This is a genomic window from Eximiradius sp., assembly GCA_937127445.1.
Lineage (GTDB): Bacteria > Bacteroidota > Ignavibacteria > Kapaibacteriales > UBA2268 > JAKIZO01.
On sequence record CAKZLY010000014.1, the window covers coordinates 100534 to 116609 of the forward strand.

10 protein-coding genes and 1 pseudogene are annotated in these 16076 nt (G+C 38.5%); 10 read left to right on the top strand and 1 reads right to left on the bottom strand.

The window, feature by feature from the left end; translation table 11 throughout:
• Positions 1 to 160 precede the first annotated feature (160 nt).
• Positions 161 to 3295, bottom strand: coding sequence for a VPS10 domain-containing protein (locus tag AC6QZF_RS03210; protein ID WP_499798437.1), 3135 nt, complete (start codon positions 3293 to 3295; stop codon positions 161 to 163).
• Positions 3296 to 3513: 218 nt separating this feature from the next.
• Between AC6QZF_RS03210 and AC6QZF_RS03215 the strand changes: the two genes are divergently transcribed.
• From AC6QZF_RS03215 to AC6QZF_RS03260, 10 genes and pseudogenes are all read left to right on the top strand, one after another.
• The gene (locus tag AC6QZF_RS03215) at positions 3514 to 7875 is read left to right on the top strand and encodes a T9SS type A sorting domain-containing protein (protein ID WP_499798438.1); all 4362 of its coding nucleotides are present in this window, start codon (positions 3514 to 3516) and stop codon (positions 7873 to 7875) included.
• Positions 7876 to 8012: 137 nt separating this feature from the next.
• The gene (locus AC6QZF_RS03220) at positions 8013 to 8978 is read left to right on the top strand and encodes an Acg family FMN-binding oxidoreductase (protein ID WP_499798439.1); all 966 of its coding nucleotides are present in this window, start codon (positions 8013 to 8015) and stop codon (positions 8976 to 8978) included.
• Positions 8979 to 9126: 148 nt separating this feature from the next.
• The gene (locus tag AC6QZF_RS03225; RefSeq protein WP_499798440.1) at positions 9127 to 11154 is read left to right on the top strand and encodes a peptidylprolyl isomerase; all 2028 of its coding nucleotides are present in this window, start codon (positions 9127 to 9129) and stop codon (positions 11152 to 11154) included.
• Between the two features lie 239 nt (positions 11155 to 11393).
• Positions 11394 to 11897: an HIT family protein gene (locus tag AC6QZF_RS03230; protein WP_499798441.1), complete on the top strand. Its 504-nt coding sequence runs from the start codon at positions 11394 to 11396 to the stop codon at positions 11895 to 11897.
• Entirely contained in the window at positions 11894 to 12712 is an 819-nt protein-coding gene (gene rsmA, locus AC6QZF_RS03235; protein WP_499798442.1) for a 16S rRNA (adenine(1518)-N(6)/adenine(1519)-N(6))-dimethyltransferase RsmA, read from the top strand. Before AC6QZF_RS03230 ends, rsmA begins: the two co-directional genes overlap by 4 nt.
• Positions 12713 to 12724: 12 nt before the next feature.
• Entirely contained in the window at positions 12725 to 13171 is a 447-nt protein-coding gene (locus tag AC6QZF_RS03240) for a hypothetical protein (protein ID WP_499798443.1), read from the top strand.
• 123 nt (positions 13172 to 13294) lie between these two features.
• Positions 13295 to 13662, top strand: a pseudogene (locus tag AC6QZF_RS03245) (DUF3788 family protein).
• A gap of 333 nt (positions 13663 to 13995) precedes the next feature.
• Complete coding sequence (locus AC6QZF_RS03250; RefSeq protein WP_499798444.1) at positions 13996 to 14679, top strand: GDSL-type esterase/lipase family protein; 684 nt, start codon at positions 13996 to 13998, stop codon at positions 14677 to 14679.
• Positions 14680 to 14854: 175 nt separating this feature from the next.
• Entirely contained in the window at positions 14855 to 15895 is a 1041-nt protein-coding gene (locus AC6QZF_RS03255; RefSeq protein WP_499798445.1) for an EFR1 family ferrodoxin, read from the top strand.
• The gene (locus AC6QZF_RS03260) at positions 15883 to 16032 is read left to right on the top strand and encodes a hypothetical protein (RefSeq protein ID WP_499798446.1); all 150 of its coding nucleotides are present in this window, start codon (positions 15883 to 15885) and stop codon (positions 16030 to 16032) included. The genes AC6QZF_RS03255 and AC6QZF_RS03260 overlap by 13 nt, the downstream gene beginning before the upstream one ends.
• The last annotated feature ends 44 nt before the right edge of the window (positions 16033 to 16076 follow it).

The window sequence follows — 16076 nt, forward strand, 5'->3', positions numbered from 1 at the left end:
ATTAATCTTTTCTTTGTATTCAGCACGTCTGAAACTATGCTCTTTAAATTCTTTTTGGTTAAATTAAAAAAAGCTAATTTTCGATGCAAATTTAATATAATCCATCTAATTAACCTTTTAATATATTATAATTAGATTGTTTATGGATGAATCGAAGAACCTACCTCACAATAACGAAGCTTTTTTCGAGCCGCCCAAACTCGTTGCGTATGCTCACAAAATACACCGAAGGGGCAAACTGCCGCAAATCTATTTGCTCGAAAACGTATCCGCTCCGTTTTGCAAAGCGACGAAAAAATAATTTCTGCCCCAGCAAATTATATATCTCTACATCGACGTCAGTCTCTTCGAGCAAATTTAGTTCGAGCGTAATATATTCGCTCGCTGGATTTGGCGCGAGTCGCACCTGCATATTTGCAACAGCGTTGCCATCAAATCTAATTTCCAGAGTGTCGGAGGTGTTTCGGCAGTAGTTTGTATCCTGCACAATTACGTAATACCGACCGGGTGCGAAAGCATAGCAACGATTACTTATTTCGCCAGAAAGTAATGAATCGTTTGCATACCACGAAAGCGTGCCGGCTGCATCGGTTTCCAGCCAATAGCCGATCTTGTGTATTGCCGGCTTTGGCGGCAACGGATTTACAAATATCTCGAATGGCGAACTGTTGTAACGGCAATTGTATTCGTCAACGAGCCAGAAAAAGTACTTCCCAGCCTGTGTGAATTGTCCGAGCAAGCCAATTCTACCATTAGACCATCCGCTTTGCAGCACTTTCTGAGCGCTTTGAATTTTCGCAAGTATCCGAGCGGTATCGCCCTCACAAATTGGATTTGATGTTAGCAAGATCAAGTTAATTTCTGGGCTTGCGGGCTTCCATAGATAAACTGTATCGCTTGCTGCAACGCAACCATTCCCCCGAACTGCCGAAACGTAGTAGTTGCCTGCTTTCGAAACCTTTAGCGATGTGCCTTTGTTCCCGTTGTTCCAAATGTAAGTATAGTCCGAAATCGGATTTAGCACCTCTAAGGTTACTTCTTCGTCGGGACAGAAGACAACTCGTTCTGGGACGGCGATTATCGGCTTTTCGGCGGCGCAGTCCCAAAGAGGCAAAGACCAGATGCCACGTCCGAAAGTTGCTGTAAAAAGGGTTCCTGTGCCATAGTGAATTTCCAAATCGTTAATTATTACGGCAGGCAAGCCATCGCCAGCAGGTAGCCATAATGTATCGTTGAGTTTCTTGTGGAATACTCCAAAGTCTGTCCCAATATAAATTATGTCAGTTGTGCTATCAATTTCTAAGCAATTGATGGGAACATTGGGTAGATTATATGAATGATTCTCTAATTTGGAATTATTCCAGCGAAAGATTTTCTCTGACCCGATAAATCCGCCACAAGCAACCCACAAATTGTCGTAAATGTCAAACTTAATTGCAGAAATTGGGCTATTTATTTGCAATATTTTTGTCCAATTGTCCCCAAAATCAGGTGTATAAAACACATTATTTGTTTTGGCAACAGCAAACACATTTTCGTCGAAATACGAGGTAGCAATTGCATTAATAGTAGAACTATCAGAAAAGTCCGAAATTTTCTGCCAAGTGCGACCTTTATCAGTAGTAGTCCAGAGATTTTCATATCCGCAATAGACAATTGTGGGTTTTGCCGGATGGTAGCCAAAAGCTGTTACCCACGGACGTTTTTCGCTTGATGGGATTTCCATCTTCCCGATTTCTGTATTATAGATATTCCCTCGTTGAGTAGAAAAATACACAAGCGAAGGGTTTTCCGGTGCAACAAAGCATTCCATTCCGTCGCCAGCCCAGAAAAACTGCCATTTATCGTAGAAATATTCGAAAACGTTGTTATCTTGCGAACCTCCATAGAACAATTGAGGGTTATATGGGTTAAGTCCGATGCGGTAGAATTGCGTAATACCAAGATTGGAACTTATGTTTTCGATTTCAGTAAAATCGGGATTAAATCGGTAAATTCCTCCATCGTTAGCAAGATAGATTTTGCCATCATATTGATTATATTTAAGGTCGTGCATATCGACGTGAACTTCATTAGCAATTGGAGTAAATTCGTTCGAGTGAAAGCGACCACGATAGAGCCACACTCCACCGACGAAGAATTCATTCTTACTGTTAGGTAAAAACGAAAGCACAAGATTGAAAAAGCCTTGTGCTTGCACTAATTTACTGAATTCAACAGTGTCTTCGGTGAGTGTTTGCCAGAAGTAGCCATCGCTATCGGATAGATATAGCCCACCGAACGAATTAGTATACTTCGAAACGCACAAAGCAAGTAAACGTTGGGGTTCGAGCGGTGTGGTGGCGAGTGCTACGCGGCTTGCATCGCGCCAGTAATTAGCGAAGAACCAATTTTCGCCTGCATCTTCGGAAATCAGTAAAAAGGCACCCTCAGCCAGACTATAAGTTGTGGCAAAAAGGACGTCGGGATTGCCTTCTTTGAAGCGGAGTTCGCGAAAATTAAACCCGTCGATAAGAACTTGCCATGATTTGCCGCCATCGGTAGTTTTTATTATAGAATGGCTTGTTGCTGCATAAAGAATTTGTGGATTCTCAGGATGGACGACCAATTTTGAAATAAACTTGCCGCTGCTATATTCAATTCCTGTTGGTAAAATTTCCCAAGTGTTTCCTTTGTCGGTTGATTTAATAATCCCGAGCGAAAAGCAACCAAAGAAACTGCTACCGTCGGCATCACCAGTTGCAACGTAAATTGTGGTCGGGCTTTGCTTTGGTATGGCAATATCGGAAACGCCCATCGAAAGAAACTCTGTGAAAGGCACGACATCCCAGCTTTGCCCGCGATTTGTGCTTTTCCATAATCCGCCCGAAGCCGAACCCAGCCAAATTAGGTTGCTATCAAGCGGGTCGAAGGCGACGACGTTGGCTCGTCCACTGCCCGAAAGCCGCTTATCCGAGCCTTTTTGTGGCAGTCGCGGGCCAATTTCCTGCCAAGCATTTGTATTTTGATTTAAGTATTCATTATTGCGTTTGAAAAATTTGTTGTATTCACCAAAGAAATGAATTGTAGCAGGAAGTTGCCCAGTTGTATCTGTCCGCATTGAAAGTCTATGCCGAAGGCGTTCGATAGGTTTATGTCCTTTCGTTTTGTAGAAATTGGGTGGGGCATTTCTTTCTATATTACTGTTGAAATGGAGAAAGTTCGATGGTGATTTGCCTTTGTCGGTTAGAAAAATTTGAGCATTGGTAAATTCAAATGATAGTAGGAATAGTAATATGGTAATACGGATTCGCATAGTCAATCATTAATATGTTATTAAGTAAATTAAGTAATGTAATATACAAATAAAACAATTATTTAGTTTTTTAATAAGATTTTTTGTATTTTGAAAGTTAAAGTGAATAGTAATGAATTATTATTCAATTTTTTTTGTGATTTTTTAACATATTGTTTGTTAATACAAATAAGGGAAAGAAATATTTTAAATAAACTATTATTATACAAGGGGTTAAAATGAAAAAACTGTTTACATTAACACTTGCACTGTGCTTAGTGGCACTGGCAATGACTGCCAATGCACAGAACACGCGCATAGAAAAAATCAAGCAGGGCTTTGGCAATCAAATGCTAACAGGGGGCTCTAACGCTCAGGGCTACGAGTTTATTGTAGCGTTCCCTCAGAACGAGGTTGCTACCTGGACGAGCGGGGATTTGTTTATTTTCGTTTCCTCGGCAAAACCAACGGTTGTCGAACTTCAAAACGCTCGTACTAATGGCACTATCGCAAGAAAAACTATTACAAAACCGTATAGTGTTATAACATTCAGGACGCCTGTTGAGCTCAATATGGCACGCGATGAAATTCGTGTTCCTTACGAAACACCACAAGATAACAAAGCATTTAGAATAGTCTCCAGTTCAAGTCCGATTTCGGTTTACTGCCTGAATACTAAATCTACAACTTCGGACGGCTATATGGCAATACCAGTTGCTTCGTGGGGAACCGACTACATTCACGCCTGCTATTATGATAATAATGAAGGTTCGGGTGACCAAAACTTCCCATACTTTGGCAGCGGCTTTGTGGTTATGGCTTCGGAAAACAATACCACTGTTAATATTGAACTCAAGGGGGCAGGTGCAGCATCTTCCACAACAACATCAGGTCGTAGAATTGGTGATAAATGGTCTGTAACGCTTAATCGTGGTCAGGTTTATTGTGTGCGCGGTATGGGCAATCAGGATGGAGAATTTGATATTTCAGGTTCCAGAATAAAAAGTGATAAGCCAATAGGACTTCTTTCTTATCATCAAAGAGCGGACCTTCCTGCTTTAATTAGTTCTTCAAGAGACCATTTAATTGAAATGCTCCCACCAGTAAGTGCTTGGGGCAAAAGATACGCTACTGTCCAGTTACAGAGACCACCCTACAAAGGTGACCTCTTTCGTATAGTGGCTGCCGAGAATATGACTAAAGTTGATGTTTCCTGGTACGACGAAAACACAGGGGAATTAATTGAAAGAAGATCGCTTGTTTTGAAACGTTCCGGTGATTTTGCAGACATAAGCGAAATAATGGGTGCCCCAGGAAATGATTTGAAGTCAGTTCGAGGTGTGTCTATTTTCACATCTGAAAAACCGTTTTTAGTTTTGCACTATTCTTATTCTGCGGGTTGGGATGGGAATAATAACTATGATCCATTTATGGTTGTTACAACTGCGGTCGAGCAATTTACAAATTTAACTATTTTCCAAACACCTTCCGGACAATTTAACGATAACTGGTTTAATATTATTGCTATAGGCGATACAAATGATCCAATGAGACACAAACAGCTGATTGAGTCGATCAAACTTGATAATAAGCCAATTTACCAGACCGTTCCTCAATTTAAAATGAATAGAATTCCAAATACAGATCTATTTTTTGCAAGAGTTCGGGTTGGAGCAGGTGCTCATTATATTACTGGCGAAACACCTTTTGGGGGTTATGTTTATGGATTTACAAGTGTGGATTCATATGGTTGGCCTGCGGCAATGCAATTTAAAGTAACGGATGTAGTTGATACATTGCCTCCGGAAGTTTTCGTGGAAGGAAATTGCGGCAAATATACAGTTAAATTTACTGAACTTCGAAATGGAAAAGAAGGCGACGACCCACTTCAGCAAGATTTGGGTGTTTCCGATCAGCCTACTTTGCTCGAAGGAACCGTTAATTTCAAAGATCCTATCTTCCCTACTCCATTTACTCCGTTCCCTCCGAAAACGGACTTTTCTTTCTTGTTAGAAGTTGAAGACATAACAAAAGACGCTGTTGCATACCTGTCGGTTACAGATAGAGCAGGGAAAGAATCTGTTACTAAAATTGAATACTTCGCAGACAATATTGCAAGCAATCCAAATGTCTTGCAATTTGGAGCTGTGCGGGTTGGTACTTCAAAAGATTTGACATACATCATTCAAAACAAGGGTGGAAACGACGTCGCAATTAAATCTATTAAACTGTGGAGAGGGCAATATTATCAACTGGTTGACCTACCAGAAATTCCAACTATTATTCCAAAGAAATCTGAATTACCAATAAATGTTCGTTATTCACCTGTTAATGAATCGCCAAACGAATTCAATTTGGATATTGATTCGGTTCAAATTGAAACTGGATGCTTGAGATTCTCCTTCCCAATAACTGGTCGGGGCGTTGTACCAAAAATTGATGTAACCGACTATAATTTTGGTGTAGTTGTTGTTGGTGATAAGAAATGCCATACTGGTGGCATAGTTATTCGTAATACAGGTAGTATGGATTTAGTAATAGATGGATTTAACTGGAACCCGGCGAATTTAGCTTATACAATAGAAGATCCAATCGAACCAGCCTTTCCGGTAATAATTCCACCTGGTCAAAGAGTTTGGTTTAGAACCATATGCTTTACTCCGTCTGACAATGGTGACTATATCGCAAGAGTTGATTTTAACTCTAATGCTGCCAGTGGCAAATATTGGTCCGATATTAGTGGACGTGCTATTAAACCCGGACCTCAAATTACCAGCTTCAACTGGGGTAGCCGCCGCGTATTAGACGCAAAAGTTAATATGATAGATGCTTACCAGGGCTATGTAGAAGTTTATAATACAGGAACTGCTCCACTTAAATTCATTCGTGCTGAAATCGATAATAACGACAACGACGGTAGCTACGAAATTGTTGGTTATGAACCTAACTTTATCGCTTCTGGTCAAACCCAAATTGAAGTCTGGCCTCAAACCGAAACCGACCCGAACAAAACCAAGACAGTTCGCGTTAATTTAAGATTTAAACCAATAACTGACAATGTTGCTACTAATGTTAGAATTTACCCAATATTTGCTTCAAGCGATAATGTGCCTCGTGGTAGCATATATGGTATTTTGGAAGGTTCTGCATATCTGCCGCAGATAGAAGCAATTGGCTATGAGTTTACTCCCGAGGTTGAAGTTGGCGAACTTCATCCTGTAACTGGTAGCATCAAAATCCGTTCCTTGAGCAACACAGCCGACCTGTTCATCAAAGAAATTCGCATTCGTCCGCTTACGCCTAATGCCAACCAGGATTTCAAATTCTTGCAACCACTTCCGGCAGACTTTGTATTGCCTCGTGGCACAGAACTCGAAATTCCTGTTACATTTACTCCTACTCGCACTCTACGCCGCGAAATTGCTCTCGATATCCACAACGATGCTTTCCCAGCTTACGATAGCATACAAATTACTACAATTAATGTTATTGGTCACGCATTCGACCTTGGATTGGAAGCTACAAGCATAGATTTCCAACGCAGAACTCGTTGTGATGAACCTACTTTGAGCTTCGAAGTCCGTAATACCGGCACTACTCGCACCTTCGAAATTAACAATATTTATGTTGAGGATGCTTACGCTGATATTTTCGAAGTTGTTGGATTTACTCCTGGCGACCAGGTTGACCCACAAAGTAACAAAGTCTACAACGTTCGTTTCAAACCGTCTGCACGCACTGGACAAATCCACGATAATGGCAACAAAATTAAAGCAAAATTCTACGTTGAAACCTCAATCGGTACTTACGAAGCTGAACTTGCAGCTATGAGTGTTCTTAGCAATGTCGAGCTTTCTCTTCCACGCATAGACCAAATGACAGCTGGTATGACTACTACCGATAAATATAAAGAATTCCCTGTTTCTATCAAACTTGCTCCAGATGCAGGACACATTGGCACTTGGCCCGAAGTTAAAATCACAGAGTTTACTGTTGAGATTAAATACAATCCAAAATGGATGAAATACAATGGCTCTGTTACTCCTGGCGAAATCCTGAGAAATTGGGTTCTCACTGCACATGAAGTGCTCCATAGCGAAACTTCAGCTTCGCTGTTTGTTCACGGCAAGGGTGGATTGCCAATTGATAAGGATGGAAAACTCTTCAATCCGAACTTCTTAATTCTGCTTTCCGATAGCAGCTCGTTTGTTCCTACATTTGGAAACATCACCTTCCACGATCGCGACGAGTGCGTAAGCTCGGTGAACGTCCCCGGTCGTATTTCGTTGCAGCATTGTGTGCAAGATTTGCGAAACGTTGTGATTAACAAGAACCAATTCAAGATGATCCCGATTAAACCAAATCCTGTTTCTGGTGGTTCGGTAACGCTTGATTTCAGTGTTGGTTTGGACAATGTTTATACTCGTATAGAGATCATCAACGCACAAGGCGAAGTAATTCGCGTGCTTCAAGATGGTGAAATGCGTGCTGGCGACTACAAAGCAACAATCATCACAAGCGAACTTGGCTCGGGTGTATACTTTATCAATATGGTTAGCGGTCCGTTCCAGGCACGCGAAAAACTCGTAATTGTTAAATAATTTTAGCTGAATATGTTAAATGGGCTACCTTTTTGGTAGCCTTTTTTTTATCAATTAATTTTGGCTATATTTGTATTTGGCTATAATATTTTACAATATAAAAAAGAATAGCGTTTCCATATATTTAAGGTAGTACTTTGAAAAATCAAGAATTTATCTTTCTCGTTGAAGCAGCCTCGAAAGCCCCATCGGGACATAATACTCAACCTTGGAAATTCGAAAATGTTGCTGATGGTGTGATCCTTCACCCTGATTTTTTTCGGGCATTGCCAGTTGTGGATGAAGACAATCACGCTTTGTATATTAGTTTGGGCTGTGCACTGGAAAATATCGTCGTTGCTGCCAGCAACTTAGGTTACGAATGTGAAATCGAGTATCCAGAAGATACATCTGGAGCAATCAGCGTTAAACTTATTTCTAATGCTGCTACTGGCAATGATGATTTGTTTGATTATATTTCTACGCGCCAATCAAATAGAAGTAAATATTCCGACAAAATGGTCGACGAAGCGGATACAGAATTTTTGAAATCGTCGTTTGATTTTCCATCAGTTCATCTTTATCTATTCAATGGGAGAGAAAAATTCGAACCTATTATTCCCTACATTATTGAAGGAAACAATCTGCAATTTAGCAACAGAAAGTTTGTCGATGAGCTTACAAGCTGGTTTCGATATTCTAAACGCAAAGCCGAACTCACCAAAGACGGCCTATGGACAGCCTCAATGGGGTTGCCAAGTATGGGAAAAATTATTGGCAATTTTGTCATGAAAAACTTTGTTACTGCCGAAAGCGAAGCAAAGCGAATATCTGATATTTTACAACATACAGCAGGAATTGCAATTTTTGTTGCCGAGGAAAACAATATTCGCTCATGGATCAATGTTGGACGTGCTTTTCAGCGTTTTGGATTGTACGCTTGCAAATTAGGTATAAGTATTGCTCATTTGAATATGCCTTGCGAGGAAATTTCTGTTCGGAGCAAATTAGCGGCATCACTTCACGTGCCAGATTACCATCCATTGTTGCTTATTAGATATGGCTATGCCGCCCCGAAGCCGTATTCATACAGAAGAGAAATAAAAGATTTGGTAATTAACTAATTAGACGATTTATTACCATATTAAGTTTAAACGGTATTTATTTTATTACGATCCCATAGTTCTCGATTTCTTTGTATTTCCAAAAAAAAATAGTAATTTACTTAATATTTTGCATGCAAATTGTTAATTCTCATAGAGGGAAGGAATTATGAAGCAATGGATTATCGTTGCGTTGTTGCTAATTGGAATTTGTTTTGTTTCTTTTGCGCAGAAGAAGAAACCAACAGACTATTCGAACATTGTGCTGGCAACTGTTGGCAAAGAGAACATTACCTATAAGCAAGTTGAGCGCGCATTCCAGAAAAATATGAACCGCAAGCATCAAAAATTATCCGATTTGACCAAAGATAGCATTATTGATTTTGTTACTCTATATGCTAATTATAGGCTTAAAGTTCAGGATGCAATCTCTCGTGGATTTGACAAAGACTCATCAGTGATAGACGATATCGTGCAGAATAGAAAATTGCTTGCCGAATCGTTTTTCTTCGAAAAGAAACTTACAGAGCCTACTCTTGAGAAATGGCAGAAAATGCGTGAAAAAGAATACAAAGTTGCAATTATTATTGCGATTGTTGGGATGAATGCCGATACAACAGCCGCATACGAAAAGATCAACAATGCTCTGAACGAGTTGCGGCAAGGCGTTCCTTTCGAAGAAGTAGCCAAAAAGTATTCAGACGATCCTGAAACTTCTCGAAACGGTGGCGTTGTTCGTAGTTACATAACTGTTGGACGCGTCAATCGAATTCTGGAAGAAGAAATATATAAATTAAAAAAAGGTGAATACACAAATTACCCAGTTAAAACGAATTTCGGCTATTTTCTTATCAAAGTGTTGGATGAAGCTCCACGAAACTACCTGAGACTTCGTTCGATTGTACTCGAAAATAAAAATAATAAGTTAAGCGATGAAGAATTCAGACATAAAGCTGATAGTTTGGTCAAAATTATACGACAGGGCAAAGTGTCGTTTGCCGATATTGCAAAAGAGCATAGTATCGATACTCGCACCGCTCCGCAAGGTGGTGTTGTCGATGGCTACTATAGCCGCTCGAGTGGCTTGAACAACACGCAGGAAACATACATCCCTGAAATCGAAGACGCTATCTATAAATTGAAAGCAGGGGAAATTTCCGACCCAATTTTCACTCAAAACTATTACCATATTTTCAAGGTTGATTCTATTTTGCCGATAAATATTGCTGCTGAAATAGACGAACTTCGGGCAACTTACAAACGCCTTTATTTTTCCGAAGATAAAATTAAATATATCGAAAAACTTGAAAATGAATTCGGCTTTAAAAAGAACGAGCAAGCACTTGAAGCATTGCTGAATGTCCTTGATACCACAAAAACAAGTATCGATCCCGATTGGCAAATGGCAATTACTGAGCCAATCAAGAAGCAGACAATATTTACATTGCGAAACGAAAATACAACGGTTGGCAAGTTCGTTGATGAAATTGCTACTTCGAAGGAACTTCGCGGCACTCCGCTAAATCGAGACGGACTTAGCAATGCAATTAAAAAGATTGTCGAGGCTCGCGTTCTTGATTATACTACAAGCAATTTAGAAAAGGAATACGAGGAATTCAACGATTTGGTGAAAGAATTTCGCGATGGTATCTTGCTCTTCAAAGTCGAAGCGCTCGAAGTATGGGACAAAATGAAGTTCGATTCCACATTAGCAAAAGCATACTATGACACAACTTCAATTGATTTGACCCGACCGGTGATGTATGATATAAGCGAAATTTACTTTTTGCAGAAGGCAGATGCTGATAGCGTCTTTAAGCAAATTCGTGCCGGTGCTATAAGTTTCGACGAAGCAGCAAACAAGCATACCCAGAGAATAGGAATGCGTGGGAAAAACGGTTATCACGGGCCGCTTCCGCTCGATCGCAACCAACTTGCAAAACTTGCCTCCGAGCATAAGTTGTCGCCTGGCGATATTTCCGAGCCAATTGCTTTCGAGCAAGGCTATTCCATAATTAAAGTGAACGCTATCGAGGGCGCCCGCCGAAAGACTTTCGAAGAAGCAATACCTGATATCGCACCAAAAATTCAAGATATTATTCAGAAAAACCTCACAGAGCAATGGCTTAACCGCCTTCGCAAGCAATTCCCCGTAAAAATCGAAACAAAGAACATCAGCCAAATTGCGAAGAAATAAAATAGAACTATAAGGGGCAAAACATCATCGCCCCTTATTTTTTCGAGGCACAATTAAAACGATTTCTTTGTTTGCCGCTATAATTCTAAATTAACAAACTATATTGATATATAGATATTGATATCCAGCTTTGCGACCCAATGCACTTTTATTCCCCAAGCAAGCTTCCCTTTGCCTTAGTAACTTTATTTTCTTTATTCCAAAATTTTAGATATTTTTGCACTAAAAAGGTTCATATTATGGAAACTCTTTGGTCCCCCTGGCGAAGTAAATATATCGGCACTTTCAAAGACGAACAAGAAAAAAGCAAAGAAGAATGCTTCCTGTGCGTTGCTGCAAGCGGCGACAAACCAGACAACGAAACTTATGTCGTTGCTCGTCGCCAGCACTGTTTTGCTGTGCTAAATCTATATCCCTACAACAACGGACACACATTAATTGCTCCATATCGCCATATCGGAGATTTCACTGAACTTTCAAAAGATGAGTTGGGCGATATCTTTGCTCTTATGCAAGAATGCGTTGCTGCTTTAATGGGAATTTACTCGCCGCATGGCTTCAATTTAGGTGCAAACCTCGGCAGAACTTCCGGCGCCGGTTTGCCCGAGCACCTCCATTTTCACGTTGTCCCACGCTGGTCTGGCGATACAAGCTTCATATCAACTATTTCCGATACAAAAGTTGTTTCTATCGGAATCGAAGAGACTTACAACGATTTGCGAAAAATTCTCAGTCCAAAATGAAAGATATCTTGCCACGAAAATCATTAGGTCAGAACTTCCTGAAAAACAAGACCGTTGCTTCGAGGATTGTCTCGTTGCTTGGAGATATCTCGGGAAAACACGTTCTCGAAATTGGTCCCGGAATGGGTGCCCTAACTGAATTTTTGGTCGAGCGGCAACCTTTGCTTGCTATTGTTGAATTAGACGAACGTGCAATTGACTACCTGAAAAATAAATTCAACCACAAATTAAAAATCATCCATTCAGATATCTTGAACTTCGATATTAAAAGGCATTTTGAGCAAAATAACGAACCATTGCTGATAGTCGGTAATATACCGTATAATATTTCGACGGAAATTTTCTTTTTGCTATTTGAGAATGCTCAATATATATCAAAAGCTGTTCTTACAGTGCAAAAAGAAGTGGCTGTACGCATTTGCAGCCGTCACGGAAGCAAACAATATGGAATAACTTCGGTTGCTGCTAATTTGGTTTGTACCCCGAGCATTGCTTTCGATATTGCGGCGGGTTCGTTTTTCCCTGTTCCGAAAGTAACTTCGTCTGTTCTTGTACTTGATTTCTACGAAGAACAAAAATATTTAAGCGCCTTCAAAGATATCATGTCGCTTGTGAGAAGTGCTTTTTCGCAACGCCGCAAAATGCTTCGCAACTCGCTCGAAAACTATTTGAATGCTTGCAAAATCCCCCCAAAATTATTGGAAGAAGAATTGAAACAGAATAAGCTTGACTATTTTTCATCGCGAGCCGAGCAACTTTGCCTTGATGATTTTATTAAACTATACGAAATTGTGAGCAATTTGAAAAATAAATAAATGGGTTTGGATATGAAAAAAGCCTTTATTATACTCGCACTCTTGCTGGCTTTTGGCTGTAAAAGTATTTACGAAAGAGCCCCGCAAATGCGTTCTTTTGGTTGTTCGTTGCCGATAAATGATTTTCTGGAAAAAATAAATGCTATCTCCCAACTCGAAGGCTTCTTTGTTGCTGAATTGGATACAAACAACAACAATTGTTTGCTTGTTTTACAAAAAAACATTACTATCAAGGGTTCTGCTAACGATCGCGAAATAACAGCGGACCAAATACGTATTCGCTATTCAATGCTGGACGGAACAGTTTGGTACTCAACTGGTATTTTCAAATCCTACAAGGGCAAAGCAAACTACCTAACTCCTCCCGAGGCAGACCAGCAACGCCACATTAATTCTGTGAACCTAACGCTCGATAGAATATTTATGCAGTGCAATCCAGGAAAAAAATTAAGTAGATAGAAACTTGCAAAAGTTATATATAATGGTAACCTGTATGAATGCATTTAATAATATTAAGGGGAACAGATTTTGACAATCAATAATATAGAACTGAGAGATGAGCACATCTATCCTGACGAAATTGTGCTTAGAAGAGTTCTTGGTCAATCATATGAAGCTTATCTGGATTTACTCAATCTCTTTCAAAATTACGAGATGAATTGTCAATGGCGATATTACAACGATGGTAAAGCATGGTTATGCAAAGTTCAAAAAAAGAAGAAAACAATTGCATGGATGTCCGCATGGAGTGGCTGCTTCAAGCAACTATTTATTTCCCTTTAAAGGCATTAGAAGCAGTTTTGGCACTTGATATTTCTGAAGAAATGAAAGAAAAAATCATAAATACTAAAAATGTTGGGAAATCAAAGCCGTGTATATTTGAAATACGTTCAAAAGAGGTAATCGTTGATTTTGAAAAAGTTATGAATTTAAAGATTGTTAGTAAATAATATTCTGAAGAATAAAGAGGCAACTGGACAACATTCAAAGAATACAAGCGAAATAAGAAGAAGAAAAACAAAAACAAAAACAACAACTTTTTGACTTGACAGCCAAAAGACTATCTCTTACTAGACAACACCAATCCATAAAGCTAAAAACGACTTGATGCAATTTATAAATATTAATAATATTTTTGCGAATTTCTGAATTTAACTTAATTTTACAATGCGGTTTTGCAACGAAATAGAATAATAGAAAAAACAGCAAGCCAAGGAACGTTATGTGCCACATATTGGAAAAGAAACTTGGATGTAAAAAATGAATAAAAGTTAGTAAAAATTATGATTACTCTATTAACAATAATTACTTCTTTTGCAATTATATTTTTTGGAATTATAAAACTTGGACAATATGATAATCCAAGATTGTTCGGTTTTTTCATTAAGAGATATTCGAAACAAGATAAAATAAATTTTCCAGAACCTGGTTCTATAGTATTTACTGGAAGTTCTGTGATAAAATTCTGGAAAACAATAGAAAAGGATTTGTTCCCTTTTTATGTATTAAATAGAGGTTTAGCAGGAGCAAAAATAAACGAGATTGTTTATTGGGTGGATGAATTGGTGATTAAATATAAACCCAAAGCTGTCGTTCTTTATGCTGGTTCAAACGATATTCAAGGGAACAAACCCAGAACTTCTACGCAAGTACTACAAGGATTTATAGAATTTTCAAATAAAATTCATAAAAGCATCCCTGGTTTGCCAGTGATTTTTTTACCTATAATTCCAAGCCCTGCAAAAACAAGATGGAAAAATTGGAGTGAAATACAAAAAGCAAATTCATTGATTAAAGAGTATTGTGAAACCAATGATTTTCTAATATATATTGACAACACTATTGAGTTTGTTGATTCTAATGGTATTCCCAAAGAATCATTATTTAAAAAAGATAAGATACATTTAAATGATAATGGTTATAAAGTTTGGTCACATAGTTTGAGACCTTTCTTAAAAAAATTATAAAAACAAGGTGGCGCAATAGCCGGTATAAAATATGGCAGAATTAGCAGTGATATCAAGCGTTTCAGCACGCTTGGTTCCTTCGTGAAAATTGACTAAATAAATTTGAGTTACGCAGTATGCCTCATTTCATACCGACGGAACGTTAGGTACATTATTACGGAGCAAGTAGCAGGCAATGAATAACATTCAAAAAGTTACAATATTTTATTTTTCCGGGACCGGAAATGCAAAACAAATTGCTTTATGGTTATCAGAATTTGCAGCAAAAAAGAAAATTGCTTGCAAAATTTATGATATTGCAAAATGTGATATCAAAAATGTATCCGCATTGATTGATAATGCATTGATACTGATAATTTCTCCAATACACGGTTTTAATTTCCCCAAAAAAACACTAGACTTTATTCGTAATTTTCCAAAAGGAAACAATCGTGTTGTATTGATGAACACACGGGCTGGAATGAAAATTGGGAAATTTATAACTCCTGGATTGACAGGTGTTGCTTTTATACTTTCCTCTCTTATCATGAAAAGTAAAGGTTATAAAATTGTCGGACAGATTCCTTTTGATATGCCTTCCAATTGGCTTTCAATTCATCCTTCGTTAAATGAAAATACAGTAAAATACCTTCATAGAAAAAACTACAGCAGAGTAAAAAAACACTCTGATAAGATTTTCTCAGGTCAGTGTGATTTTCTTGCATACCGGGATTTGATTCAAGATATTTTAATTTCACCCATTGCATTGGCATATTACTGCATAGGCCGCTTTGCATTCGCCAAATCTTTTTATGCTTCGGCAGATTGTGATTTATGTGGTTCTTGCATAAAGCAATGCTCTGTAAAAGCAATTAAAATGGTTAATAATCATCCATTTTGGACTTTTAAATGTGAAAGTTGTATGCATTGTATGAATAACTGCCACAAAAGAGCAATTGAAACAGCACACGGCTTAATTGTTATGGTAAGCATATTAAATTCTATTGGATTTACTATATTATTACAAAGTGTTCTGCAACTTGAGATAAAATCTTCATTTATTAGACTGACAGTATGGTCTGTTATATTTATAGCACTTTTGTGGATTATGTATTACTTACAGCATTTATTGATGAAATATAGGATTATGTCAAAATTAATATCCTTAACATCATTAACACATTATAAATTTTGGGGACGTTACAATTCAATACAAGATAAAGAATGGAAAGAATAAATACAACACCCAACAGCATGTATTTGGCAATAGCAGGTGAAGGGATAAATCGAAGGTCTGTGCTTTTTAGAAACTTTGTGCTTAACGGGCAGGTAAGTGCTTCTAAGCCGCTACTGCACATACACGCAAAACGTTAGGCGAAATTTTACTTGAAAGTAGTTATGTGTGGCATATTGAATAC